Raw genomic sequence first — 22,449 nt, forward strand, 5'->3', positions numbered from 1 at the left:
CAGGCGTGACCGTCGACGACACGGGCTCCGGCGCTGGCGGGGACCCCCACGCCGCCGACACCGGCGAGGACCCGCTGGCCCTGCGGCTCGAACAGCTCATCCTGGGCGCCGAGCGCCGCTACACCCCGTTTCAGGCGGCCCGCAGCGCCGGCGTCTCCATGGAGTTGGCGTCCCGCTTCTGGCGGGCGATGGGCTTCGCGGACATCGGCCAGGCCAAGGCCCTCACCGAGGCCGACGTCCTGGCCCTGCGCCGGCTCGCCGGCCTGGTGGAGGCGGGCCTGCTGAGCGAGGCGATGGCGGTGCAGGTGGCCCGGTCCACGGGGCAGACCACCGCCCGGTTGGCCGAGTGGCAGATCGACTCGTTCCTGGAGGGCCTGACCGAGCCCCCGGAGCCCGGGATGACCCGCACCGAGGTGACGTACCCGATCGTCGAGCTGCTCCTGCCCGAGCTGGAGGAGTTCCTCGTCTACGTGTGGCGCCGCCAGCTCGCCGCCTCCGCCGGCCGTGTCGTGCAGACCGGTGACGACGAGGAGATGGTCGACCGGCGCCTGGCCGTCGGCTTCGCCGACCTGGTCGGCTTCACCCGCCTCACCCGCCGTATGGAGGAGGAGGAGCTGGGCGAGCTGGTCGAGGCGTTCGAGACGACCGCCGCCGACCTGGTGGCCGCGCGCGGCGGCCGGCTCATCAAGACCCTCGGCGACGAGGTGCTGTACGCGGCGGACGACGCGGGTACGGCCGCGGACATCGCGCTGCGGCTGGTGGAGACGCTGTCGAACGACGAGACGATGCCCGAGCTGCGGGTCGGCATGGCGTTCGGCACGGTGACCACCCGTATGGGTGATGTGTTCGGCACGACGGTGAACCTGGCCTCCCGGTTGACCTCGATAGCCCCGCGCGACGCCGTCCTGGTGGACAGCGCCTTCGCCGAGGAGCTGATCCGCACCGGCGAGGCGCCCGCCTCGGAGGCGGAGGCGGCGGAGGCCGCGGCGGCCGCCGAGAAGGAGGGCGAGGAGCCGCCGGTGTACCGCTTCGCGCTCCAGCCGATGTGGCAGCGCCCGGTGCGCGGGCTCGGCGTGGTCGAGCCGTGGCTGCTCATGCGCCGCGACGGCCGGCCGTAGCAGCTCGCCGACCGCCGTCGTCGCCGAGCACGTCCACGCACAGGGCGATCACCGGCACGCACACCCCGCCCGGATCGGGTTCCGCCGGGCCGTGGCCGGGAGTGGGGGTCGGGGACGGCGTGGGAGTCGCCGGGGCCGGACGCGGGGCGGACGCCGTCGGCGCGGGGCCCGTCGGGCCGCCGGGCGGGCCCGGGGTCCGGGTCGCTTCGGCGGTCGGTACGGCGGTGGGGCCGGGCGCTGCCGTGGCCGTACCCGGTGCCGTGCCCGGTGCGGTCGGGACCGGGGACCCGGCGGGCGCCGGTGCGAGGCTCCGGCCGCCCATGGCGGAGGTCGCCGAGGGCAGCGCGGTGGGGGCGGCGATGGTGGCCGAGGTGTTCGCGGGGCCGTCCGGGGTCCGGCCGCCCGGGTCGCGCCGGGGCTCCGCCTCCGCCGTACCGGACGCGCCGACCCCGGACTCCGGAGCCACCCGGACCAGGCTGAGCGCCCCCGCGGCCAGGAGGAGACCGACGACGGCCAGCAGCACCTTGCGCGGATGGGGCTTGCGGTGCCGCCCGCGGCGTGCGCCCGGCGTACTCGCCGGCGCGCTGTCCTGTGCCGCGGCAGACCGTCCAGGTATCGGTGTCATGGGTTCCCTCCCCGTCGCGCGCCCGGGGCGCGCCGTGGCGCACGCTATGCGCTCCCATGGGCGAAGTGCGCGCAGACGGCCGGGATGTCACTCGAACGGGCGAACGGGCGGGGTGCCCCGGGCTTCCCGGGAGAGGGCGTGGCTGCGATGATCGGGCCGACGGACAGTTAACCCGCGTTAACCGGAGGGGTGTCATGAGCGAGGAGCGGTTCGGGGAGTTCGTGCTGGTGCGGCGGCACGGGCATGTCGCGGAGCTGGTGCTGGACCGGCCCAAGGCGATGAACGCCGTCTCCACCGGGATGGCCCGGTCCCTCGCGGACGCGTGCGCCGCGCTCGCCGCCGACCGCGACGCCCGGGTGGTCGTCCTGACCTCGTCGCACGAACGGGCCTTCTGCGTGGGCGCGGACCTGAAGGAGCGGAACTCCTTCACCGACGCCGACCTGGTTCGGCAGCGGCCGGTGGCGCGGGCCGCGTACACCGGGGTGCTGGAACTGCCGATGCCGACCGTCGCGGCGGTGCACGGTTTCGCGCTGGGCGGCGGGTTCGAGCTGGCGCTGTCCTGCGACCTGATCGTGGCCGACGCCACGGCGGTGGTGGGGCTGCCGGAGGTGTCCGTGGGCGTGATCCCGGGCGGCGGCGGCACGCAGCTGCTGCCCCGGCGGGTCGGTGCGGCGCGCGCGGCCGAGCTGATCTTCTCGGCGCGGCGCGTGGAGGCGGCGGAGGCGGCCGAGCTGGGGCTGGTGGACCGGCTGGTGGAGGCCGGCCGGGACCGCGAGGAGGCGCTCGCGCTCGGGGAGCGCATCGCCGGGAACTCGCCGGTGGGCCTGCGGGCGGCGAAGCGTGCGCTGCGGCTGGGGCACGGGCTGGACCTGCGGGCCGGCCTGGAGGTCGAGGACGCGGCGTGGCGCTCGGTGGCCTTCTCCGGCGACCGGGCGGAGGGCGTGGCGGCCTTCAACGAGAAGCGCACGCCGCGGTGGCCGGGAGAGTGAGGCACCCTGCCACGGCTGTCCGCGGCCGCGACGCGCCCTGAAGGGGCGCGGGGAACTGCGCGACCGGCCAGGACGGACCCGCACCGGGCAACGCTCGGCAGCCCCCACCCGGTAGGCGCGCATTCCACCTGATCGCCTCACCAATGTCCCGAACCCCGCCAATCCTCCCTAATCTGGAGTAATGGGTGAGGACAAGCGGCTGGCCGCAGTCGTGGCGCTGGCGCAGGGCATGGCGGCGGCCCACACCCCGCGGGAGTGCTGGCAGGCCGCCGCCCTCGGCGCCTGCCACGCGCTGGACGGCAGTTTCGCCGCGCTGTCGGTGTGGGAACGGGAACTCGGCCGCCTCCGGGTCCTCGTGAACGTGGGGGACCGTGCCCCCGACGAGGAGGACTTCCCGGAGGCCGAGACCTACCCGGTGCACCAGTTCCCGGAGATCACCGAGTTCCTGCACGAGCGCTGGGCCGGTGGCGGCGGCCCGAACGCCTGGGTGGAGACGGCCGAGGGAACGGCCGCCGGCGACCCCGGTTACTTCCACCAGCGCGTCGCCGCCCTGCGCCGCCGGGGCCGCGGCTGCTGTGTCGTCGCCCCCGTCATCCTGCACGGCCGGGCCTGGGGCGAGCTGTATGTGGCGCGCGCGGCCGGCGAACCCCTCTTCGGGCGGGCCGACGCCGACTTCGCCACCGTGCTCGCCGCCGTGGTCGCCGCCGGCATCGCGCAGACCGAGCGGCTGGAGGAGGCCCGCCGGCTCGCGTACACCGACGCCCTGACCGGTCTGGCCAACCGCCGGGCCGTGGACGTACGCCTGGAGGAGGCCGTCGAGCGGCATCGCGCGGAGGGCGTGGCCGTCAGTCTCGTGGTCTGCGACCTCAACGGGCTCAAGCGGGTCAACGACACCCTCGGGCACGCCGTCGGCGACCGCCTGCTCGAACGTTTCGGCTCGGTGCTGTCGCTGTGCGGCGCGATGGTGCCGGGCGCGCTGGTCGCACGGCTCGGCGGGGACGAGTTCTGTCTGCTCGCGGTCGGGCCGCCCGCCGATGACGTGGTGAAGGCCGCCGACGAACTGTGCCGCCGGGCCGGGGAGTTGGAGCCGGGGGAGGGGGTCGCCTGCGGGGTCGCCTCGACCGAGGAGCCGATCGGGGAGGTGCGGGACGCCCGCCGGCTGTTCCGGCTCGCGGACGCCGCCCAGTACCGGGCCAAGGCCATGCGCCTGGACCGGCCGGTGGTGGCCGGCCGGGAGGGGCCGGAGGATCCGGTCGTACGGCTGGCCGACGAACCGCCGCCCTCGCGGGGTGAGCGGCGCCGGTTCCGCGGGCGCCGGCCGTGAGGCGAAGCCCACACCTCGCGGTAAGGGTCACCCCTGGTACCCACTAGTGACATCACCGCATTCAATGCGTACGCTCCTGAATATGGATATGCACACTGTGGTGGTGGGGACGTCCGGTGTCACGGCGTCCGACGTTCTCGCCGTGGCGCGCGGCGGTGCCCGCATCGAGCTGTCGGCCGAAGCCGTGGCGGCCCTCGCGGCGGCCCGGGAGATCGTGGACGCGCTGGCGGCCAAGCCGGACCCGGTCTACGGCGTCTCCACCGGCTTCGGTGCCCTGGCGACCCGGCACATCAGCCAGGAACTGCGCGCCCAGCTGCAGCGCAACATCGTCCGCTCGCACGCCGCCGGCATGGGGCCGAGGGTCGAGCGGGAAGTCGTACGTGCCCTGATGTTCCTCCGGCTCAAGACCGTCTGCTCCGGGCACACCGGTGTGCGGCCCGAGGTCGCGCAGACCATGGCCGACGTCCTGAACGCCGGCATCACCCCGGTCGTGCACGAGTACGGCTCCCTCGGCTGCTCCGGCGACCTGGCGCCGCTGTCCCACTGCGCCCTCGCGCTCATGGGCGAGGGGGAGGCCGAGGGCCCCGACGGCGTCGTGCGGCCCGCCGGTGAGCTGCTCGCCGAACACGGCATCCAGCCCGTCGAACTGCGCGAGAAGGAGGGTCTCGCCCTCCTCAACGGCACCGACGGCATGCTCGGCATGCTGATCATGGCCCTCGCCGACCTCGACACCCTCTACAAGTCCGCCGACGTCACCGCCGCCCTCAGCCTGGAGGCGCTGCTCGGCACGGACAAGGTGCTCGCGCCGGAGCTGCACGCCATCCGCCCGCACCCGGGCCAGGGCGCCTCCGCCGCCAACATGCTGGCCGTACTGAAGGGTTCGGGCCTCACCGGACACCACCAGGACGACGCGCCCCGCGTCCAGGACGCCTACTCCGTGCGCTGCGCCCCGCAGGTCGCCGGTGCCGGACGCGACACCCTCGCGCACGCCCGCCTGGTCGCCGAGCGGGAGCTGGCCTCCGCCGTCGACAACCCCGTCGTGCTGCCCGACGGCAGGGTGGAGTCCAACGGCAACTTCCACGGCGCGCCCGTGGCCTACGTCCTGGACTTCCTCGCCATCGCCGCCGCCGACCTCGGCTCCATCGCCGAGCGCCGCACCGACCGGCTGCTGGACAAGAACCGCAGCCACGGGCTTCCGCCCTTCCTCGCGGACGACGCCGGCGTGGACTCCGGCCTGATGATCGCCCAGTACACGCAGGCCGCGCTGGTCAGCGAGCTGAAGCGGCTGGCCGTACCGGCCTCCGCGGACTCCATCCCGTCCTCCGCCATGCAGGAGGACCACGTCTCCATGGGCTGGTCGGCCGCGCGCAAGCTGCGCACCGCCGTGGACAACCTCACCCGGGTCATCGCCATCGAGCTGTACGCGGCCACCCGTGCTGTCGAGCTGCGCGAGGGTCTCACCCCGGCGCCCGCCACCCGGGCCGTCATCGAGGCCGTACGGGCCGCGGGCGTGCAGGGCCCGGGTCCGGACCGCTTCCTGGCGCCCGACCTCGCCGCCGCCGACGCGTTCGTGCGCACCGGCGATCTCGTGGCGGCCGTGGAGAAGGTCACCGGCCCGCTCCGGTGAACGCGAAGGGGCCCCGGCACCGGCCGGGGCCCCTCGACGCTACGGAGGGAACGTCACTTCAGCTTGGCGGCCTGCGCCTTCACGACCGGAGCGGAGACCGTGTAGGCCTTCTTGGTCATCATCGCCCCGATGTTGATCGTGGTGTACACGGCGAGGTTGTTCCCGTGCCGCACGACCTCGGCGTGCAGCGGCAGGGCGCCGTCCTTGCCCGCGTCGTTGGTCGCGGTGAAGGCCACCGACGCGTCACCCGTGCCCGAGGACTTCTCCTCGGCGACCTTGGTGAACTTGCCCTTCTCGCCGTCCTGCGCGCCGGAGAAGCCGCCCGCGCAGGCCTTGACCGCGTCGGAGACCGCCTTCAGGCCCTGCTCGGCGCCGTCCCCGTCGTACGAGGCCAGCGTGACCACGGTGACGTCCAGGTTCATGGACTCGCTGATCGCGTCCTCGAACTTGCCGTCGCCCGGCGACGGGGCGGCCGTGGGGGTCTTCTTGTTCTCGGTGGCCATCTTGCTGGTGTGCGCCGCCGGGTCGCCGGGCGCGATGCCGGTGAAGGCCCGGAGCACCGGCTCGCACTTGGCGTCGTCGGACGTGACCTTGCTCTTGTCGGGGACACCGCCCTCGACGGCACCGACCTTGTGCCCGGGCACGTCACCCTGGGCGATGATCAGCTTCCCCAACTGGGCGGCGCTCAGCGCCTTCGCCGCGTCCTTGTCCGAGCCGTTCGCGGAGCCCTTCGAACCTTCGTCGCCACAACCCGTGACGAGGGCGAGCGACAGCGCGCTCACAGCTGCGGTGGCGCACAGCCGCACGCCCGATGATCTCTTCATGAGCGAACTATGTGGTCGCCGTCAAAGACTCGTCAAGGAAAATTAAAAGCCCAGACGTTCCCGACGCACCGAATACACGACGAATCCGGCGCCCACGCCGAGGAAGAGACTGCCGCCGATGACGTACGGGGTGGTGTCGAAGCTTCCCGTGTCGGCCAGTTCGGTCTCCGCCGCGTTGTCCGCGGACTCGGCGGACGCCGCCGTCACCGCTCTGGCCTGCGTGACCTGTTCGGCCTGCGACGAGGCGGAGGTGGCTGCCGTCCCTCTCGTCGGGGCGTCCTGCGAGGCGTTCGCGGACGGGACGAACCACAGCGCGCACAGCAGGGTGCCCGCGGCGGTGGCGGTCAGCAGCGGACGGCGAGCGAATGACACGGAATATCGATCCCCTTGTGACGCTGGCGAATTGGCCGTGTGGGGCGATGTTAGTGAAAGGCGCGGGTCACAGGAAAGTCACGGGAGGTTTCAGTCGTACGCTCCCGCCATGAGTACAGAAGAGACATCACGGTTTGTACGGCTTCGCGTGGAGCTGGTGCTGGAGGTGCACGACGACGACGCGGTGGCCAAGGCCGCGCTGCGCCGGATCGCCGAGGACCCGGAGCTGCCCGAGGGGGAGCGGACCCAGGCCGAGGGCGCTGTGACGGACGACACCGCGGAGGCCCTCGCCTATCTCGTGGATCCCTTCGACCTGGTCGGCAAGGTGCCCGGGGTGGAGCTCCAGCAGGCGTCCTGGTCCAGTGAGCGGATCGACTACGACCCCGATTCGCCCGACTGGGACCTGGACGAGGATGATGGGGACGACGACGAGGAAGAGGACGGCATCGGCTGAGCGTCCCGGGGCACCCAGGACCCCGGACGGCAACCGCCGTCCGGGGTTTCGTCGTCCCAGGGGGGCGTACGGACCGGAACCCGCACCACCCGCGACCGCGTTTCCGCGGACGTGGGATGCCCCACAGATCCGCGGACTGTGGAACGGGACGACCCGGCCGTAGCGTTGAAGGTTCTTGACGGGGACTCTCGGGGTTATCGACGGGGACTCTCGGGGTTATCGCGACTCGGCAACGATGGAGAAGCTTGTGATGACGAACAGTAAGCGGCGCCGGAGCCTGACGGCCGCGTCCGCTCTGCTCGGCGGTGTGCTGGTACTGACGGCGTGTTCCGGCGGCGACGACGCCGGCGCCTCCGGCAACGGCGACACCTCGCAGGCCAAGGTCGACGAGGCCGCGGCCAAGAAGTCGTCGGAGGCGCAGATCACGATCACGCCGAAGGACGGCTCGGACAACGCCTCGATCAACAACTCCGCCACCGTCACGGTGACCAAGGGCACGCTCACGGGTGTCACGATGACCACCCAGGACGGCAAGGCCGTCGCCGGCCAGCTGTCCGCCGACAAGAAGAGCTGGAAGCCCAGCGTCCAGCTGGAGCGCTCCACCACCTACAAGCTCGCCGCCGAGGCCAAGGACTCCGAGGGCCGCATAGCCCACGAGAACGCCTCCTTCACCACGGTCTCCCCGGCCAACAGCTTCATCGGCAGCTTCACCCCGGACAACGGCTCGACGGTCGGCGTCGGCATGCCGGTGTCGATCAACTTCGACAAGGCGATCACCAACAAGGCGGCCGTGCAGAAGGGCATCACGGTCAGCTCCAGCAGCGGCCAGGAGGTCGCCTGCCACTGGTTCAACGCCAACCGCATGGACTGCCGTCCGGAGGAGTACTGGAAGGAGGGTTCCACCGTCACGCTGAAGCTGGCCCTCGACGGCGTCGAGGGCGCGTCGGGCATCCACGGCGTCCAGCAGAAGACGGTCACCTTCCACATCGGCCGCAACCAGGTCTCGTACGTCGACGCGCAGACCCACCAGATGAAGATCACGCGGGACGGGAAGGTCGTCAAGACCATACCGATCTCCGCCGGCGCCCCGGACAACAAGACGTACGAGGGCCAGATGGTCATCTCGGAGAAGTTCAAGCAGACCCGCATGAACGGCGCCACGGTCGGCTTCAAGGACTCCGACGGCAAGGGCGAGTACGACATCAAGGACGTGCCGCACGCCATGCGCCTGACCACCTCCGGCACCTTCATCCACGGCAACTACTGGGGCGCGCCCTCGGTGTTCGGCAGCGTGAACACCAGCCACGGCTGCGTGGGTCTCCAGGACAAGAAGGGCGCCGACGACCCGAGCACGCCGGCGGCCTGGTTCTTCAACAACTCGCTGATCGGTGACGTCGTGGTCGTCCAGAAGACCGGCGACAAGACCGTCTCGCCGGACAACGGCCTCAACGGCTGGAACATGGACTGGGCGCAGTGGAAGGCCGGTTCGGCCGTCTGACAGCCCCCTCACAGCTCTCTTCCGGTGCCGCCCCCAGGGGCGGCACCGGTGTTTCCGGGGTCTTGCGGGGGCTTCCCGTGGCCTGCCGGGCGGGGAAGATCACGGTGAAGGAGAACGCCGTTGCCTGACGGCGCACAACGCCCCCGAGTACGCACGGGACTTCGCGGTTCTGTAACGGTGTCCCGGCCGCCTCGTAACAGTTCCGGGATGCGCTTTCTCACCCTCCTCTCCTCTATTGAGCCCTCTGATCACCCCCCGGCATACTTCGTGACCCGGGGGGTTGGCGTGCATGCGTGCGAGTCCGCCCCCGACCGGGTGAATGGGGAATTCGCCCGGTACCTCGTCTCCAGGGGGAGAACTTGCGCAGACAAGTGAAAAGAGCAGCTGCGGCCACCGTGGCAACGGCCGCAGCGGTCGCCCTCGCAGCGGGTATGACCAGCCCCGCGTCGGCGAAGACCGCACGCCCCTCGACGGCTGCCACCGCCGCCTCCACGGCCACCGCCAAGCACCACGTCACGCTCATCACCGGTGACCGTGTCGCCCTCGACGCCAAGGGCCGTGTCGTCGGCCTGCAGCGGGCCAAGGGACGCGAGCACATACCCTTCCAGGTCCGCAAGGCCGCCGGCCACACGCTGGTCGTCCCGGCCGACGCGGCCCGCCTGGTCGCCTCCGGCACGCTGGACCAGCGCCTGTTCGACGTCACCGAGCTGAACAAGGCCGCCACCCGCAAGGCCCAGAAGCACGGCCTCAAGGTCATCGTCGGCTATCGCGGCACCGCCACCGCCGCCAAGGCCGACGTCCGGGACGCGGGCACCCTGCGCCGCAGCCTGAAGGCGCTCAACGCGGACGCCGTGCAGACCCCGGTCGAGGCCACCGCCGAGCTGTGGGACGCCGTCACCAACGGCGACACGACCGCCTCCGGGATCGCGCACGTCTGGCTCGACGGGGTCCGCAAGGCCTCGCTCGACAAGTCCGTGCCGCAGATCGGCGCGCCCACCGCGTGGAAGGCCGGCTACACCGGCAAGGGCGTCAAGGTCGCCGTCCTGGACACCGGCGTGGACACCACCCACCCGGACCTGAAGGACCAGGTGGTCGAGTCCAAGAACTTCACCTCCGCCGCCGACGCCACCGACCACTTCGGGCACGGCACGCACGTCGCCTCCATCGTGGCGGGCACCGGCGCCAAGTCGGGCGGCAAGTACAAGGGTGTGGCCCCGGACGCCAAGCTCCTCAACGGCAAGGTGCTGGACGACACCGGCTCCGGTGACGACTCCGGCATCCTCGCCGGCATGGAGTGGGCGGCCTCCCAGGGCGCCTCCGTCATCAACCTGAGCCTCGGCGGCTACGACACCCCGGAGATCGACCCGCTGGAGGCCGAGGTCAACAAGCTCTCCGCGGAGAAGGGCGTCCTGTTCGCGATCGCCGCGGGCAACTCGGGCCCCCAGTCGATCGGATCGCCGGGCAGCGCGGACGCCGCGCTCACCGTCGGTGCCGTCGACAAGCAGGACAAGCTCGCCGACTTCTCCTCCACCGGCCCGCGTGCCGGCGACGGCGCCATCAAGCCGGACGTCACCGCGCCCGGCGTCGACATCACCGCCGCCGCGGCCAAGGGCAGCGTCATCGACCAGGAGGTCGGCGAGAAGCCCGAGGGCTACCTGACCATCTCCGGCACCTCGATGGCCACCCCGCACGTCGCGGGCGCCGCCGCCATTCTGAAGCAGGAGCACCCCGACTGGGGCTACGCCGAGCTGAAGGGGGCCCTGACCGGCTCCACCAAGGGCGGCAAGTACACCCCGTTCCAGCAGGGTTCGGGCCGGATCCAGGTCGACAAGGCGATCAGGCAGTCGATCGTCGCCGACCCGGTCTCGGTCGGCTTCGGCGTGCAGCAGTGGCCGCACACCGACGACAAGCCGGTCACCAAGAAGGTGACGTACCGCAACCTGGGTGACAAGGACGTCACGCTCACCCTGACGAGCACCGCCACCGGTCCCAAGGGCGCGGCGGCCCCGGCGGGCTTCTTCAAGCTCGGCACGACGACGGTGACCGTGCCGGCGCACGGCAAGGCCTCGGCCGACCTCACCGTCAACACCAGGCTGGGCGGCACCCTCGACGGCGCCTACTCCGCGTACGTGACGGCGACCGGCGGCGGCCAGACGGTCCGCACGGCCGCCGCGGTGCAGCGCGAGGTGGAATCCTACGACCTCACCCTGAAGTTCATCGGCCGTGACGGCAAGCCGACCCCGAACTACGGCGCCGACCTGAGCGGCGTCGCGGGCCTGGCCAACGGCATCTGGCTGAGCCCGTACGACAAGTCCGGCACGGTGAAGGTGCGCGCGCCCAAGGGCACGTACATCCTGAACACCTCGGTCTACGGCGACCCGCAGGACGCCACCAAGGGCATCGACTGGATCGCGCAGCCGAAGCTGACCGTCGGCAAGAAGCAGACGATCACCATCGACGCGCGCAAGGCCAAGCCGGTGGACGTCACCATCCCGGCCTCCGGCGCGAAATCGCAGTTCGCCTCGCCGGAGTACGACGTCACGATCGGCGACGGCCAGTACGGCTACGGCTGGTTCCTGGACACGTACAAGAACTTCCGCACCGCCCACATGGGCCCGCAGCTGCCGGCCGGTTCGCTGCGCCAGCAGTGGGACGGCCACTGGAGCAAGGGCGCGACCGAGGAGTACGACGTCACCTCCGGCGGCCCGGTCAAGCAGCTCGCCACCGGCTACACCAAGCACTACAAGGCGAGCGACCTGGCGACGGTGAAGGTCCGGATGGGCGCGGCGGCGAGCGGCAAGAAGGGCGCGGTCGACGCGGTGGGCTGGCTGCCCGGCAGCTCCGGCGCCTCCTCCATCAGCATCCCGCAGAACCTGCCCGGCACCCGCACCCTGCACCTGTCCGCCACCGGCGGCGTGCAGTGGCAGCTGCAGTTCCAGCAGAACGGCGGGGTCGACGAGGACGGCTTCCCGGTCTACGAGGCCGGCTACGCCCTCGGCCAGTTCGCTTTCCAGGCCGGCCGGACCTACACCAAGACGGTCAACACCGCGGTCTTCGGCCCGCACGTCGCCAAGGGCCTCGGCGTCTTCCGCAACGGCAACGAGATCTTCGGTGCGCTGCCGCTGGTCGCCGACTCCGCCGGCCACAGCGGGTACTCGCAGTTCACCTCGGCGAACACCACGCTGTACCGCAACGGCACCAAGGTCGGCTCCAGCACCGACCCGCTGTTCGGCGACAAGCCCTTCAAGGTGCCGGCCGGTGACGCGGCCTACAAGCTGACCACCTCGGTCAAGCGGTCCGCGAAGGTGGCGGAGGCCTCGACGCGCATCGACGCGGCCTGGACCTTCCGCTCCAAGAAGTCCGCGGACCTCGTCCAGCTGCCCGCCTCGTCCCTGCACTTCGGTGCCACCACCGGCCTGGACAGCCGGGTCGCGGCCGGTAAGACGGTCACCTTCCCGGTCACCGTCGAGGGCTCCGCCGCCGGCGGCAACCTGAAGTCCCTCGCCGTCTACGTCTCCTACGACGGCAAGAACTTCAAGAAGGTCACCGTCAGGAACGGCAAGATCACCGTGAAGAACCCGGCGAAGAACAAGGCGATCTCGTTCCACGCCAAGATCACCGACAAGAAGGGCAACACGTCGGAGATCACGATCCACAACGCGTACTTCGGCAAGTAAGCCGTAGCACTCACCGACGGGGGGTGCACCGGAGGACAGCCTCCGGTGTGCCCCTCATCGCATGGCAGCGCGGTTCGCGTCCGTGCCCCAGCTGGCCAGCAGGCGCAGGGAGTCCGCGGAGGGGGAGCCCGGTTCGGCGTGGTAGGTGACCAGGGACTGGTCCGAGCCGTCCGTCAGGCGGAAGCTCTCGAACTGCAGGGCCAGGTCGCCCACCAGGGGATGGTGCAGTTCCTTGACGCCGTGGCTCTTCTCCTTGACGTCGTGCGTGGCCCACAGCCGGCGGAACTCCTCGCTCTTCACCGACAGCTCGCCCACCAGCGCCGACAGCCGCGGATCGTCCGGATGGCAGCCCGCGTCCATGCGCAGGGTGCAGACGATGTCGATCGCCTTCTGCTCCCAGTCGACGAACAGGTCCCGGTAGTCGGGCCGCAGGAACACCAGCCGGGCCCAGTTGCGCTCGGCCGGCGGCAGCTCGGCCCAGTCGCCGAAGACGGCCGCCGCCATCCGGTTCCAGGCGAGGACCTCCGTGCGCCGGCCCACGACGTACGCCGGGACGGAGTCCATCGAGTCCAGCAGCTGCCGCAGCGCCGCCCGCACCTGCTGCTGCCGCGCCGCCGGCTTCTTCTTGTGCGCCTTCGGCTTCGCCAGGTGGGTGAGGTGCGCGTGCTCGGCGTCCGTCAGCCGCAGCGCCCGGGCGATCGAGTCCAGCACCTCCGCCGACACGTTCCGGCCGTTGCCCTGCTCCAGCCGCGTGTAGTACGCCACCGACACACCGGCCAGCTGCGCCAGCTCCTCCCGGCGCAGCCCCGGCACCCGGCGGTGCCGCCCGAAGGGGGCCAGACCCACGTCCTCGGGCTTCAGCCGGGCCCGCCGGCTGCGCAGGAACTCGCTCAGCTCCGCCCGCCGGTCCAGGGGCCGGCCGGCTGCCACGGTTGCGTCCGGCTGCTCGTCCCTGCTGTTCATACGTCCAGTATTCCTGGTCGTATGCAGGCGAGCCTGACCCCGCCAGTGGTAGGCACGGCAGTCGTACGAAAAGGCGTGGTCTGGGTGAGCGGCCCTTCGCGGCGCAGGCTGGATGCCGTGCCCGGCGGAAAGGCAGCCGGGCGCGATACCCCCCGCTAGGAGATTCCCCGGCATGACCACTGTTGCTGCGTACGCCGCGCCCGCCGCCAAGGCCCCGCTGGAGCGGACGACCATCGAGCGACGCGCGGTCGGCGAGTACGACGTCCTGATCGACATCAAGTTCGCCGGTATCTGTCACTCCGACATCCACCAGGTCCGCGAGGGCTGGGGCGAGGCGATCTTCCCGATGGTCCCCGGCCACGAGATCGCGGGCATCGTCTCCGAGGTCGGCTCCGGCGTGACGAGGTTCCAGGTGGGCGACCGGGTGGGTGTCGGCTGCATGGTCGACTCCTGCCGCGAGTGCGAGAACTGCCTGCGAGGCGAGGAGCAGTACTGCCTCAAGGGCATGGTCGGCACCTACAACGCCGTCGGCAGGGACGGCGAGCCCACCTACGGCGGCTACTCCGAGAAGATCGTCGTCGACGAGAACTACGTCGTCCGCATCCCCGACGGCCTCTCCCTGGACGTGGCCGCGCCGCTGCTGTGCGCGGGCATCACCACCTACTCCCCGCTGCACCGCTGGAACGCGGGCCCCGGCAAGAAGGTCGCCGTCGTCGGCCTGGGCGGCCTCGGCCACATGGCCGTCAAGATCGCGCACGCCATGGGCGCCGAGGTGACGGTCCTCTCCCAGTCCCTGCGCAAGAAGGACGACGGCCTGAAGCTGGGCGCGGACCACTACCACGCCACCAGCGACCCGAAGACCTTCGAGGAGCTGGCCGGCACCTTCGACCTGATCGTCTCGACCGTGTCGGCGCCGATGGACTTCGGCGCGCTGCTGTCGCTGCTCAAGGTCGACGGCGCCCTGGTGAACGTGGGCGCGCCCGAGGAGCCCATCGCGCTCAACCTGTTCTCGGTGATCGGCGGCCGCAAGACGCTCGCCGGCTCCATGATCGGCGGTATCCGCGAGACCCAGGAGATGCTGGACTTCTGCGCCGAGCACGGCATCGGCGCAGAGATCGAGCTGATCAGCGCGGCCGAGGTCAACGAGGCGTACGAGCGGGTGCTGGCGAGCGACGTCCGCTACCGCTTCGTCATCGACACGGCCACGATCTGACCTGCGGTCCTGCTGAGCCGTAGTCCTGTCGGGCCGTAGTCCTGCCAGGCCGTAGTCCTGCTGGGCCATCGTCCAGTTGGTCTACGGCCTGCGGTGGATCTGTCTGCGTGCGGTGCATCGTCTGGCTGCTGCGGGGCGTCTGCCTGTTGTGGGGCGTCTGGCGGGTGCGGGCCGTCGTGGTCGTTCGCGCCGTTCCCCGCGCCCCTTCGGGACGCGCTTCTACAGGGCGAAGCCCTCCCCGGCGCCGTACGCCCGCACCACCACGCCGTCCCCGTCCGGCGCGGGCCGCACCAGATGCACCCGCCCCGCCCCGGACACCCGGGCCCCGTCGCCCCCGACCGCGAGCAGCGTGTTCTCGTCCACGGCGACCCCGTACGGCGCCTCGCCCCGCGCGACCGCCGCCACCAGCCGCGGCAGCGTGCCCCACTGGGCCGCGTGCACGTCGACCGCGAACGGCACCAGCCCGAGCCCCGCCCGTACCTCGACCTCCGCCAGGTCCTCGCCGGTCTCCTCCGGGCACACCTGCACCCCGTCCACCAGCCACCCGCCGACCACGGCCCGCCGCGCGGCCACCGCCGCACCGGCGGAGAAACCGGCGTACGGCACACCGCGCGCCGCCAGCAGCCCCGGCAGCCGGTCCAGGCATTCCGCGAGCGCGTCCTGGTACGCGGGCGTGAGCCCACCGCACACCAGCAGCCCGTCGACCCCGTCCAGCACGGCCTCCGGCTCGAACCGGGCGCCGAGCGGCACCAGCAACGGCACCGGCACACACCCGGGATCCGCCGTGCGCAGCGCCGCCGCGTACCGCTCGAACTGCGCCGTCCCGTCCCCCTCGTCGAGGATCAGGCACCCGACCCGCCGCCCGCGCACCTCCCGCAGGAACGGTTCGTACACCTCGGCGCGGTCCCAGCCGCCACCGATCAGAAACACCGGACTCCCCATGCCTCCCCTTCACCTTCCGCCTCTGGCCGAAAGGGCGAATCTACGGGGCGGACGCCGGCGACGTCGCCCGATTTACGGGCTCGGCCTCCTCACCGCGGGCCTGCCGGCCCGCCTGATCACGCTGCTGCCGGCTACGACGGACACCGGGACGGACCCCGCCCCGCCGACGGAAACCACCACCTCCCTGTCGGTCGGGGGCGGGTGTCCGTCGGCTCGGGGGTCGGTGCCCGGGGAACGTCCGGGAGGCCCCTCGGTTCCGGTCAGGCGTCCGCCGGTGCGGTCTGTGCCACCGTCCGCACCACGGTGTCGCGGACCTGGCAGTAGTACCCGGCCATGTCGCCCCGGTAGCGCCACGGCAGCGCGTTCACATGCCCGTCGACCAGCTTGAACTGCTCCAGCGCCGCCTCGTCGCGGTCCTGCAGGTGCAGGTAGAACGCCAGCAGGTGACGCAGTTCCGGCAGCCGCGGGTGGGACGGGTCGGCCGCCGCCGCGTCCGCGAGGGCCGCGTCGACCCGGGCCAGCATCTGCGGGGTGTTGTCGGCCTCGGTGTCCTCCGACTCGTCGTGCTCGAAGTGCGCGATGAGCGGCAGCGCCGTCAGCAGGCTGCCCAGCGGCGCGTCGGCCGCCGCCCGCTCGGCGAACTCGGCGGCCAGCCGCTCCGAGCCGCGCCACTTCGCGCACCAGTACTGCAACGCCGAGAAGTGGGCCTCGTAGTGGTGAGGGGCACGGGCGGTGATCTCCGCCCAGAGCTTGTCCATCTGGGCGTTCGGATAGCCGAGGCCCAGTGCCACCCAGATCTCCGCGATGTACGGCGTCGGGTCGTCCGGGTTCAGTGCCGCCGCCCGGGCGATCTCCGCACGGGCACCGGCCAGCGTGCGGTGGAAGGCGTCGAACTGCTCCCTGGTCGTGTACTGGGACTTCTTGCCGCCCCGCAGCTTCCAGGCCAGGATCACCGTGCTGCGCGCCCGGACCACGGCCGCGTCCGGGTCGTCCGGCCGTACGGCCTCCCACGCCAGCAGCCAGGCGTCCTCCTCGGCCGCGCACTCGGCCAGCAGGTAGGCGAGCGCCGACCGGCGCTCCCAGTCCCGGCCGACCGCCGCGAGCAGGTCGGCGGCCGGCTTCCAGTCGCCGCCGCGCACCGCCGCGAGGACGGTGGTCCACTCCGCCGGCAGGGGCGCGGCGAGGTCGGTGTTCTGGCGCTCGGCGGGCAGCAGGCCGAGCTTCTCGGCGGCCTGCGCGGCCTCGGCGGCCTCCGCCGCCTCCGCGTCGTCGTCGGGGGTCGGGTGGAAGAGCTCCTTCAGGAACACCCAGGCCAGCCACAGCACGAAGAGCAGCGTGGGGACGGCCAGGACGCCCAGGATCCAGAACAGGACGGTCATCGGGGTGGGTTCGTTTCCTTGTCGGGGGACGGCGAAGGGGGCAGTGGGGGCGGGGACGGTGAGGTGTGGGGAGCAGGTGGCGCTCCCCGGTGTGCGGGGCGGGGCCGGTCAGGCGTGCTGGGTCGCCGGCGGCAGCAGCGCCCGCAGCCGCGTCGTGTCGGGGTGGTCGGCGAGCGCCGCCTCCACGGCCTCCTCCAGCGCCGCCTCGGGACCGTCGTCCTCCGTCTCCGAGCCCCAGCCGGGCAGCCGCACCGACGCCGGGTGCGTCCAGGAGAACTCCCAGTGCAGCAGCGAACGGGAGCTGAACTCGGCCAGCACCATGGTGCGCAGCGAGCGGCGCAGCACGGGCCGTACGAACTCGCGGAACGCCCGCCCCTTCGCGGCCGCCGCCTCCTCCGACAGCGGCAGCTGTTCCGCCACCCGCCACAACCGGCCGTCGTCGATGACCTCCAGCAGCGCCGACAGCGTCGCCGGCTGCCCGGTGTAGCCGGCCAGCGCCCGGTGCAGCGGGGTCTGCGCCGTCGACAGGCCGGCCGCCATCGAGGCGTCCAGCAGTTCCTCCCAGCCGGCCGCGCGCGGGTAGCGGAGCAGCTCGTCGGCCAGGACCGCGTCCTCCAGGGCGGCCAGCGTGCGCGCCGGGTCGGTCAGCAGGGCCAGCGCCGCTCCCTTGGCCTCGTCGGCGCGGCCGTCGGCGGGCAGCGCCTCGATCCGGCGTACCCGCTCGGCGATCGGCGGGTGGGAGTCGTACGGCCCCGCCGGCTCCTCCGGCAGCTCCGTGCGGAGGTTCACCAGCTCCAGCTCACGGGCCGTCAGCAGCCGGCCGAAGCCGCCGAAGAACTCGCCGCGCGGGGGCAGCAGCCGGGCCTGCAGGCCCAGGGTGGCGTAGGACTCCAGGTAGAAGTCGTGGGAGGCGGACAGCACCGGGATCTCGCGCAGCGCCGACGCGGTCGCGTCACGTCCGGCGATCCGGGCGGCGGTCAGGTCGGCGGCGAACTCCTGGCCGCGCGCGGTGGACAGCGAGGCGCGCAGGTAGAACTTGCCGTACGCGGTGTAGATCTTCGCCATCGTCCGGTACGTCGCCCCGACGCCGGTCGTGTCGACCTGCTTGGCCTTCTTGCCCTTGGCGACCCGCTTGGCGGACGCCCTCTCCTGCCGGGCCCGGTCGGCGGCCACCTTGTCGTCCGCCTTGGCGTGGAACTGGCCGATGACCCGGCCGATCTGCACCCGCCCGCGCACGACGAGCGCGGACAGCCGGGTGTCCCCACCGGTGAAGTGCCCGAACTCGTGGGCGAGTACGGACCTCAGCTGGGCCTCGGTCAGACCCGTCAGCAGCGGGACGCCGAGGTAGAGGCGGCGCGGGCCGGCGAACAGGCCGAGCAGCCGCGGATCCTCGCTGACGGCCGCGTTGACCTCGCCGGTGAGCAGGATCCGGTCGGGGCCACGGGTGCCGGCCGCCGCGGCCAGCTCCCGGACCAGCGCCCACAGCCGGGGCTCGTCGGCCTCGGTGACCGGGATGCCGGGGCCGTCCTCGCCCTTGGGCGTGCGCAGCATGAGCATGCCGCGGACGACGGGGATGGCCAGCAGCACCGTGACGAAGCCGACCTTCGCGATGAGCGGGCCGTGTCCCCAGCTGAACACGAGGACGTCGACGCCGATCAGCGCGGCGAGCAGGACGAGGCTCAGCAGGTAGAAGCCGAGCAGCAGGACGAGGGCGCGCAGCGCGCGCAGAGTTGCGCCCATCGGGCAGATCCCCCCACAGGACCTCAGAAAAGGAACATGACAGAGCGCCGGACCGGCGGGGCCGGTCGGGTGCGGGTGGTGCGATGCGGTGGTGCGAGGTGGTGCTGGTGGTGCGAGTGGTGCTCATGGTGCCTGTGGGGGGAAGCGGAGTATAGCCCTACCGCAGGTCAGCAAGGCAATGCGGAGGGTGCGGGTGGGGTGGCCAGCGCGGCCTTGCGGTGGCCCGGTCAGCCGGAGAGGCCCGCGCGCCCTGCGATGACCCGGCCGGCCGGGCAGTCGCGCGCGTGCCCTGCGGCGGCCAGGTCAGTCAGGTCAGCCGGGCAGGCTCGCAGGGCTGCCGCCGTTGGCCTCGTAACCGGCCACCGCCAGCGCGCGGTGCAGGGCGAACGCGGCGGCCGGGTCGTCGGTCAGCGTCCACGGCAGCGCCCCGACATGACCGTCGATGTGTATCAGCTGCTGCATGGCCTCCGCCCAGCGTTCGGCGCGGACCAGGAAGAACAGCAGCAGATGCCGGACGTGCGGGAGCGTCGGGTCGTCGGGGAGGGCGGCGTGGACCGCGTGCAGCGCGCCGTGGATCGCCTTGGCGACGACCTCGCTCTGGTAGAAGCTCGCGACCAGGTTCACCTCCGGGAGGTGCTCGAACACCGCGAACAGCGGCAGCGCGGCGAGCAACGAGCCTTCGGGGGCGCGGGCCGCCGCGGCCTCCGCGAAGGAGTACGCCTGCTCGCGCGAGCCGTGCCACTTCTCGCACCAGTAGTGCAGCGCGGCCAGGTGCGCGCCCATGTGGTGCGGGGCGCGGTCGACGATCTTCAGCCACAGCTGGTCGAACTCGGCCGGCTCATAGGCCAGTCCACGCGCGATGGACAGCTCTATGACGTACGGCACCGGGTCGCCGGGGGACAGCAGGGCCGCCTGCGCACAGGCGTTACGCGCCTCCTCCATGATGATCCGGAACTCGTCCGTGCCCGGCGTCGCCGTCCGCCAGGCCTGCTGCACCAGGAACTCCGCGTGGACGGCCGCACCGCCCGCGTCCTTGGGCTGCTCGGCCCGCCACACCCGCAGCCACTGGCCGCCCGGCGTCTCGTGCACTCCGCCGGGCCGCTGCTGGAGCTCCAGCGCGGCGGCGCCCGCGAAGGCCTGCACCCGCTGCCAGCGCAGCTCGCCCTCGGACTCGGTGCCGGCCAGCAGCTGGGCCGCGGCCCGGTAGTCCCCGGTGCGCTGCACCAGCTCCAGGACCGCCAGCAGGTCCTGGTCGGGGCCGGGCAGGCGCACGTCCAGCTCCTCCTGGCGCACGAAGCCGTAGTCCGCCGGGTCGGCGGCGTCCGGGTGTCCCGGGTGAACCTGCTCGATCACCCCGCGCCTGCGCCGCATGAGCGGGAGCAGCACGAAGCTCAGCATGAGCAGCGCCATCAGCAGCCAGAGAATCGACATGCCTCAAGCGTTCCAGACGCCCCCGGGGATTGGCGAACCCCCACCGCCCGCCTGTGGAAAACTCCCGACCAGGGCATGACAGCGGGTGCGCCGGGGCTGCCGGGGCGGGGCCGCCCGGAGCATGACGGCAGCATTGCAGGACAGAGCGAATCCCTCTCGGCGGGCATCGGGAACGGTCCGGGCGCACTACGCTCGGTACACATGAGTGACAGGCACATCAGTCAGCACTTCGAGACCCTCGCGATCCACGCGGGCAACACCGCGGATCCCCTCACCGGCGCGGTCGTCCCGCCGATCTACCAGGTTTCGACCTACAAGCAGGACGGCGTCGGCGGGCTGCGCGGCGGCTACGAGTACAGCCGCAGCGCCAATCCGACCCGCACCGCCCTGGAGGAGAACCTCGCCGCGCTGGAGGGCGGCCGCCGCGGCCTCGCCTTCGCGTCCGGCCTGGCGGCCGAGGACACCCTGCTGCGTACGCTGCTCACCCCCGGCGACCACGTGGTGATCCCCAACGACGCCTACGGCGGCACCTTCCGGCTCTTCGCCAAGGTCGCCACCCGCTGGGGCGTGGAGTGGTCGGTCGCCGACACCAGCGACCCCGCCGCCGTCCGCGCCGCGATCACCCCGAAGACCAAGGCGGTCTGGGTGGAGACCCCCTCCAACCCGCTGCTCGGCATCACCGACATCGCCGCGGTCGCTCAGGTCGCCCACGACGCGGGCGCCAAGCTGGTCGTCGACAACACCTTCGCCACCCCCTACCTCCAGCAGCCGCTCTCGCTCGGCGCCGACGTGGTCGTGCACTCCCTGACCAAGTACATGGGCGGCCACTCGGACGTGGTCGGCGGTGCGCTGATCGTCTCCGACCCGGGCCTCGGCGAGGAGCTGGCCTACCACCAGAACGCGATGGGCGCCGTCGCCGGCCCCTTCGACTCCTGGCTGGTGCTGCGCGGCACCAAGACCCTCGCGGTGCGCATGGACCGGCACAGCGAGAACGCCGCGAAGATCGCCGACATGCTGACCCGGCACCCGCGGGTGAGCGGCGTGTGCTACCCGGGGCTGCCCGAGCACCCCGGCCACGACGTCGCCGTCAAGCAGATGAAGGCGTTCGGCGGCATGGTGTCGTTCCGGGTCGAGGGCGGCGAGCAGGCCGCGATCGACGTGTGCAACCGCGCCAAGGTGTTCACCCTGGGCGAGTCCCTCGGCGGCGTCGAGTCCCTCATCGAGCACCCCGGCCGGATGACGCACGCCTCCGCGGCCGGCTCCGCGCTGGAGGTCCCGGCCGACCTGGTCCGCCTGTCCGTCGGCATCGAGAACGTCGACGACCTGCTGGAGGACCTCCAGCAGGCCCTCGGCTGACCGCCGGGGTCACCAGCCGCCGAGCGGTGGAGTCGTCTGCGAGGGCGGCTCCGCCCACGGCTGGGCGTCGGCCGCCCACACCGCGAACGCGACGGCCGCGGCGCACGCCAGCAGCCACAGCACCCGACGGACCAGCTGCCGCCGCCGCAGCAGACGGTCCCCGCGGCGCACCGCGTCGAGGCGCAGATCCGGCGGCACCGGCGCGAGACCCTGCTCCATGATCCGCCGCACGGCGGCCTCCCGCTGCCCCCGGTTCATCCCGGCCTCCCCCCACCGCACCGGCAGTCCCGCCCGCCGTACGCGACGGGCCCGCCGACCGCACCGGCCGTACGCCCCCCGCGCGCGGAGCGGCCGTTCGGCAGGGCGGAGTCCTCGCCGCGGCTCATGACAGTGCCGTCTTCGGGTTCGCCGGGCGGGCCGCGGGGCGGGCCGGGTGGAGCACGGTGGCCGTGGCGCGGTCGCAGATGGTGTGGACGCGTTCCACGGGCAGGCCGAGCAGGGCCGCCGTCTGTTCCTCGGCCACACCCTCGTAGAGCCGCAGGACGAGGACCAGTCGTTCCCGCGGCGTGAGCGCGGCGAGCGGACTGCGCGGATCCGGCCGGGCGCGGCCGAGGGCGCCGTACCGGTGCCAGGTCGTGCGCGCGAAGCGCGTGGCGAGGTACTGGCGGGCGCAGTCGTACGGGTCCTCGCCGCGCAGCCGGTCCCAGCGGGCGTAGGTGTGGGCGAGCGCCAGCGTCAGCAGGCGCCGCGCGCGCGGGTTGGCGTCCGGCGCCTCCGCGGTGAGCAGCGTGGCGGCGTGCAGCAGGCGCCCGGACGCGCCCGCGGCGAACGCCTCGAACTCCCTGGCCCGGCGGGCATCGCGGGCCGCTTGCCGATCACGCACCACGCCTCCCCCTGACGGGGCCCTGTGCGGACCC

At 72.5% G+C, this 22,449-nt stretch carries 19 protein-coding genes; 9 read left to right on the plus strand and 10 right to left on the minus strand.

Going from position 1 to position 22,449, the window contains the following annotated elements:
* Nucleotides 1-5: 5 nt before the first annotated feature.
* Nucleotides 6-1,118, plus strand: coding sequence for an adenylate/guanylate cyclase domain-containing protein (locus tag S1361_RS24645; protein ID WP_208033948.1), 1,113 nt, complete (start codon nt 6-8; stop codon nt 1,116-1,118).
* On the opposite strand, the gene S1361_RS24650 is transcribed toward S1361_RS24645, so the two are convergent.
* Entirely contained in the window at nt 1,093-1,743 is a 651-nt protein-coding gene (locus tag S1361_RS24650) for a hypothetical protein (protein WP_243769286.1), read from the minus strand. The genes S1361_RS24645 and S1361_RS24650 overlap by 26 nt on opposite strands.
* 194 nt (nt 1,744-1,937) lie before the next feature.
* Here S1361_RS24650 and S1361_RS24655 point away from each other — a divergent pair, with 194 nt between their 5' ends.
* From S1361_RS24655 to hutH, 3 genes are all read left to right on the plus strand, one after another.
* Nucleotides 1,938-2,732, plus strand: a complete 795-nt coding sequence (locus tag S1361_RS24655; RefSeq protein ID WP_208033949.1) for an enoyl-CoA hydratase/isomerase family protein — start codon at nt 1,938-1,940, stop codon at nt 2,730-2,732.
* A gap of 181 nt (nt 2,733-2,913) precedes the next feature.
* Nucleotides 2,914-4,056 carry a GGDEF domain-containing protein gene (locus S1361_RS24660; protein WP_208033950.1) on the plus strand — a complete coding sequence of 381 codons (1,143 nt, stop codon included), beginning with the start codon at nt 2,914-2,916 and terminating at the stop codon, nt 4,054-4,056.
* Nucleotides 4,057-4,144: 88 nt separating this feature from the next.
* Nucleotides 4,145-5,683, plus strand: coding sequence for a histidine ammonia-lyase (gene hutH, locus S1361_RS24665; protein WP_208036751.1), 1,539 nt, complete (start codon nt 4,145-4,147; stop codon nt 5,681-5,683).
* A 53-nt stretch (nt 5,684-5,736) separates the two neighbouring features.
* Here hutH and S1361_RS24670 read toward each other — a convergent pair whose 3' ends face one another.
* Both S1361_RS24670 and S1361_RS24675 read right to left on the minus strand, forming a co-directional pair.
* On the minus strand, nt 5,737-6,507 hold the full coding sequence (locus tag S1361_RS24670; protein WP_243769287.1) for a hypothetical protein: 771 nt from the start codon (nt 6,505-6,507) through the stop codon (nt 5,737-5,739).
* A gap of 42 nt (nt 6,508-6,549) precedes the next feature.
* A complete protein-coding gene (locus S1361_RS24675; RefSeq protein ID WP_208033951.1) occupies nt 6,550-6,879 on the minus strand; it encodes a hypothetical protein in 330 nt (109 codons plus the stop codon).
* 109 nt (nt 6,880-6,988) lie between these two features.
* Between S1361_RS24675 and S1361_RS24680 the strand changes: the two genes are divergently transcribed.
* The 3 genes from S1361_RS24680 (at nt 6,989) to S1361_RS24690 (ending at nt 12,508) form a co-directional block, all read left to right on the plus strand.
* Nucleotides 6,989-7,333 (plus strand): hypothetical protein, encoded by a 345-nt coding sequence (locus S1361_RS24680; protein WP_208033952.1) that lies wholly within the window; start codon nt 6,989-6,991, stop codon nt 7,331-7,333.
* Nucleotides 7,334-7,583: 250 nt separating this feature from the next.
* The gene (locus tag S1361_RS24685) at nt 7,584-8,831 is read left to right on the plus strand and encodes a L,D-transpeptidase (RefSeq protein ID WP_208033953.1); all 1,248 of its coding nucleotides are present in this window, start codon (nt 7,584-7,586) and stop codon (nt 8,829-8,831) included.
* A gap of 431 nt (nt 8,832-9,262) precedes the next feature.
* Nucleotides 9,263-12,508 (plus strand): S8 family peptidase, encoded by a 3,246-nt coding sequence (locus tag S1361_RS24690; protein ID WP_243769288.1) that lies wholly within the window; start codon nt 9,263-9,265, stop codon nt 12,506-12,508.
* 54 nt (nt 12,509-12,562) lie between these two features.
* Here the strand turns inward: S1361_RS24690 and S1361_RS24695 are convergent, their stop codons facing one another.
* On the minus strand, nt 12,563-13,471 hold the full coding sequence (locus S1361_RS24695) for a helix-turn-helix domain-containing protein (RefSeq protein ID WP_208033955.1): 909 nt from the start codon (nt 13,469-13,471) through the stop codon (nt 12,563-12,565).
* Between the two features lie 172 nt (nt 13,472-13,643).
* Between S1361_RS24695 and S1361_RS24700 the strand changes: the two genes are divergently transcribed.
* Nucleotides 13,644-14,684 carry an NAD(P)-dependent alcohol dehydrogenase gene (locus S1361_RS24700; protein WP_208033956.1) on the plus strand — a complete coding sequence of 347 codons (1,041 nt, stop codon included), beginning with the start codon at nt 13,644-13,646 and terminating at the stop codon, nt 14,682-14,684.
* Between the two features lie 219 nt (nt 14,685-14,903).
* Here the strand turns inward: S1361_RS24700 and S1361_RS24705 are convergent, their stop codons facing one another.
* From S1361_RS24705 to S1361_RS24720, 4 genes are all read right to left on the minus strand, one after another.
* A complete protein-coding gene (locus S1361_RS24705; RefSeq protein WP_208033957.1) occupies nt 14,904-15,626 on the minus strand; it encodes a Type 1 glutamine amidotransferase-like domain-containing protein in 723 nt (240 codons plus the stop codon).
* Between the two features lie 260 nt (nt 15,627-15,886).
* The gene (locus S1361_RS24710; protein WP_208033958.1) at nt 15,887-17,005 is read right to left on the minus strand and encodes a hypothetical protein; all 1,119 of its coding nucleotides are present in this window, start codon (nt 17,003-17,005) and stop codon (nt 15,887-15,889) included.
* Nucleotides 17,006-17,113: 108 nt separating this feature from the next.
* Complete coding sequence (locus S1361_RS24715; RefSeq protein WP_208033959.1) at nt 17,114-18,745, minus strand: M48 family metalloprotease; 1,632 nt, start codon at nt 18,743-18,745, stop codon at nt 17,114-17,116.
* Nucleotides 18,746-19,057: 312 nt separating this feature from the next.
* A complete protein-coding gene (locus S1361_RS24720) occupies nt 19,058-20,176 on the minus strand; it encodes a hypothetical protein (protein WP_208033960.1) in 1,119 nt (372 codons plus the stop codon).
* 201 nt (nt 20,177-20,377) lie between these two features.
* Between S1361_RS24720 and S1361_RS24725 the strand changes: the two genes are divergently transcribed.
* Nucleotides 20,378-21,532, plus strand: a complete 1,155-nt coding sequence (locus S1361_RS24725; RefSeq protein WP_208033961.1) for a cystathionine gamma-synthase — start codon at nt 20,378-20,380, stop codon at nt 21,530-21,532.
* Nucleotides 21,533-21,541: 9 nt separating this feature from the next.
* Here the strand turns inward: S1361_RS24725 and S1361_RS24730 are convergent, their stop codons facing one another.
* On the minus strand, nt 21,542-21,790 hold the full coding sequence (locus tag S1361_RS24730; protein ID WP_208033962.1) for a hypothetical protein: 249 nt from the start codon (nt 21,788-21,790) through the stop codon (nt 21,542-21,544).
* A gap of 124 nt (nt 21,791-21,914) precedes the next feature.
* Entirely contained in the window at nt 21,915-22,415 is a 501-nt protein-coding gene (locus S1361_RS24735) for a sigma factor-like helix-turn-helix DNA-binding protein (RefSeq protein WP_208033963.1), read from the minus strand.
* Nucleotides 22,416-22,449: the final 34 nt, after the last annotated feature.

This window comes from Streptomyces cyanogenus (assembly GCF_017526105.1).
GTDB classification, from domain to species: domain Bacteria; phylum Actinomycetota; class Actinomycetes; order Streptomycetales; family Streptomycetaceae; genus Streptomyces; species Streptomyces cyanogenus.

What these genes read in the sequence shown, in the direction of transcription:
- S1361_RS24660 (WP_208033950.1), top strand. Translation starts at nt 2,914, where the DNA reads ATGGGTGAGGACAAGCGGCTGGCCGCAGTCGTGGCGCTGGCGCAGGGC.
- hutH (WP_208036751.1), top strand. Translation starts at nt 4,145, where the DNA reads ATGCACACTGTGGTGGTGGGGACGTCCGGTGTCACGGCGTCCGACGTT.
- S1361_RS24670 (WP_243769287.1), bottom strand. Translation starts at nt 6,507, where the DNA reads ATGAAGAGATCATCGGGCGTGCGGCTGTGCGCCACCGCAGCTGTGAGC.
- S1361_RS24730 (WP_208033962.1), bottom strand. Translation starts at nt 21,790, where the DNA reads ATGAACCGGGGGCAGCGGGAGGCCGCCGTGCGGCGGATCATGGAGCAG.
- S1361_RS24685 (WP_208033953.1), top strand. Translation starts at nt 7,584, where the DNA reads ATGACGAACAGTAAGCGGCGCCGGAGCCTGACGGCCGCGTCCGCTCTG.
- S1361_RS24650 (WP_243769286.1), bottom strand. Translation starts at nt 1,743, where the DNA reads ATGACACCGATACCTGGACGGTCTGCCGCGGCACAGGACAGCGCGCCG.
- S1361_RS24710 (WP_208033958.1), bottom strand. Translation starts at nt 17,005, where the DNA reads ATGACCGTCCTGTTCTGGATCCTGGGCGTCCTGGCCGTCCCCACGCTG.
- S1361_RS24725 (WP_208033961.1), top strand. Translation starts at nt 20,378, where the DNA reads ATGAGTGACAGGCACATCAGTCAGCACTTCGAGACCCTCGCGATCCAC.
- S1361_RS24695 (WP_208033955.1), bottom strand. Translation starts at nt 13,471, where the DNA reads ATGAACAGCAGGGACGAGCAGCCGGACGCAACCGTGGCAGCCGGCCGG.
- S1361_RS24655 (WP_208033949.1), top strand. Translation starts at nt 1,938, where the DNA reads ATGAGCGAGGAGCGGTTCGGGGAGTTCGTGCTGGTGCGGCGGCACGGG.
- S1361_RS24720 (WP_208033960.1), bottom strand. Translation starts at nt 20,176, where the DNA reads ATGTCGATTCTCTGGCTGCTGATGGCGCTGCTCATGCTGAGCTTCGTG.
- S1361_RS24690 (WP_243769288.1), top strand. Translation starts at nt 9,263, where the DNA reads ATGACCAGCCCCGCGTCGGCGAAGACCGCACGCCCCTCGACGGCTGCC.
- S1361_RS24680 (WP_208033952.1), top strand. Translation starts at nt 6,989, where the DNA reads ATGAGTACAGAAGAGACATCACGGTTTGTACGGCTTCGCGTGGAGCTG.
- S1361_RS24715 (WP_208033959.1), bottom strand. Translation starts at nt 18,745, where the DNA reads ATGGGCGCAACTCTGCGCGCGCTGCGCGCCCTCGTCCTGCTGCTCGGC.
- S1361_RS24705 (WP_208033957.1), bottom strand. Translation starts at nt 15,626, where the DNA reads ATGGGGAGTCCGGTGTTTCTGATCGGTGGCGGCTGGGACCGCGCCGAG.
- S1361_RS24700 (WP_208033956.1), top strand. Translation starts at nt 13,644, where the DNA reads ATGACCACTGTTGCTGCGTACGCCGCGCCCGCCGCCAAGGCCCCGCTG.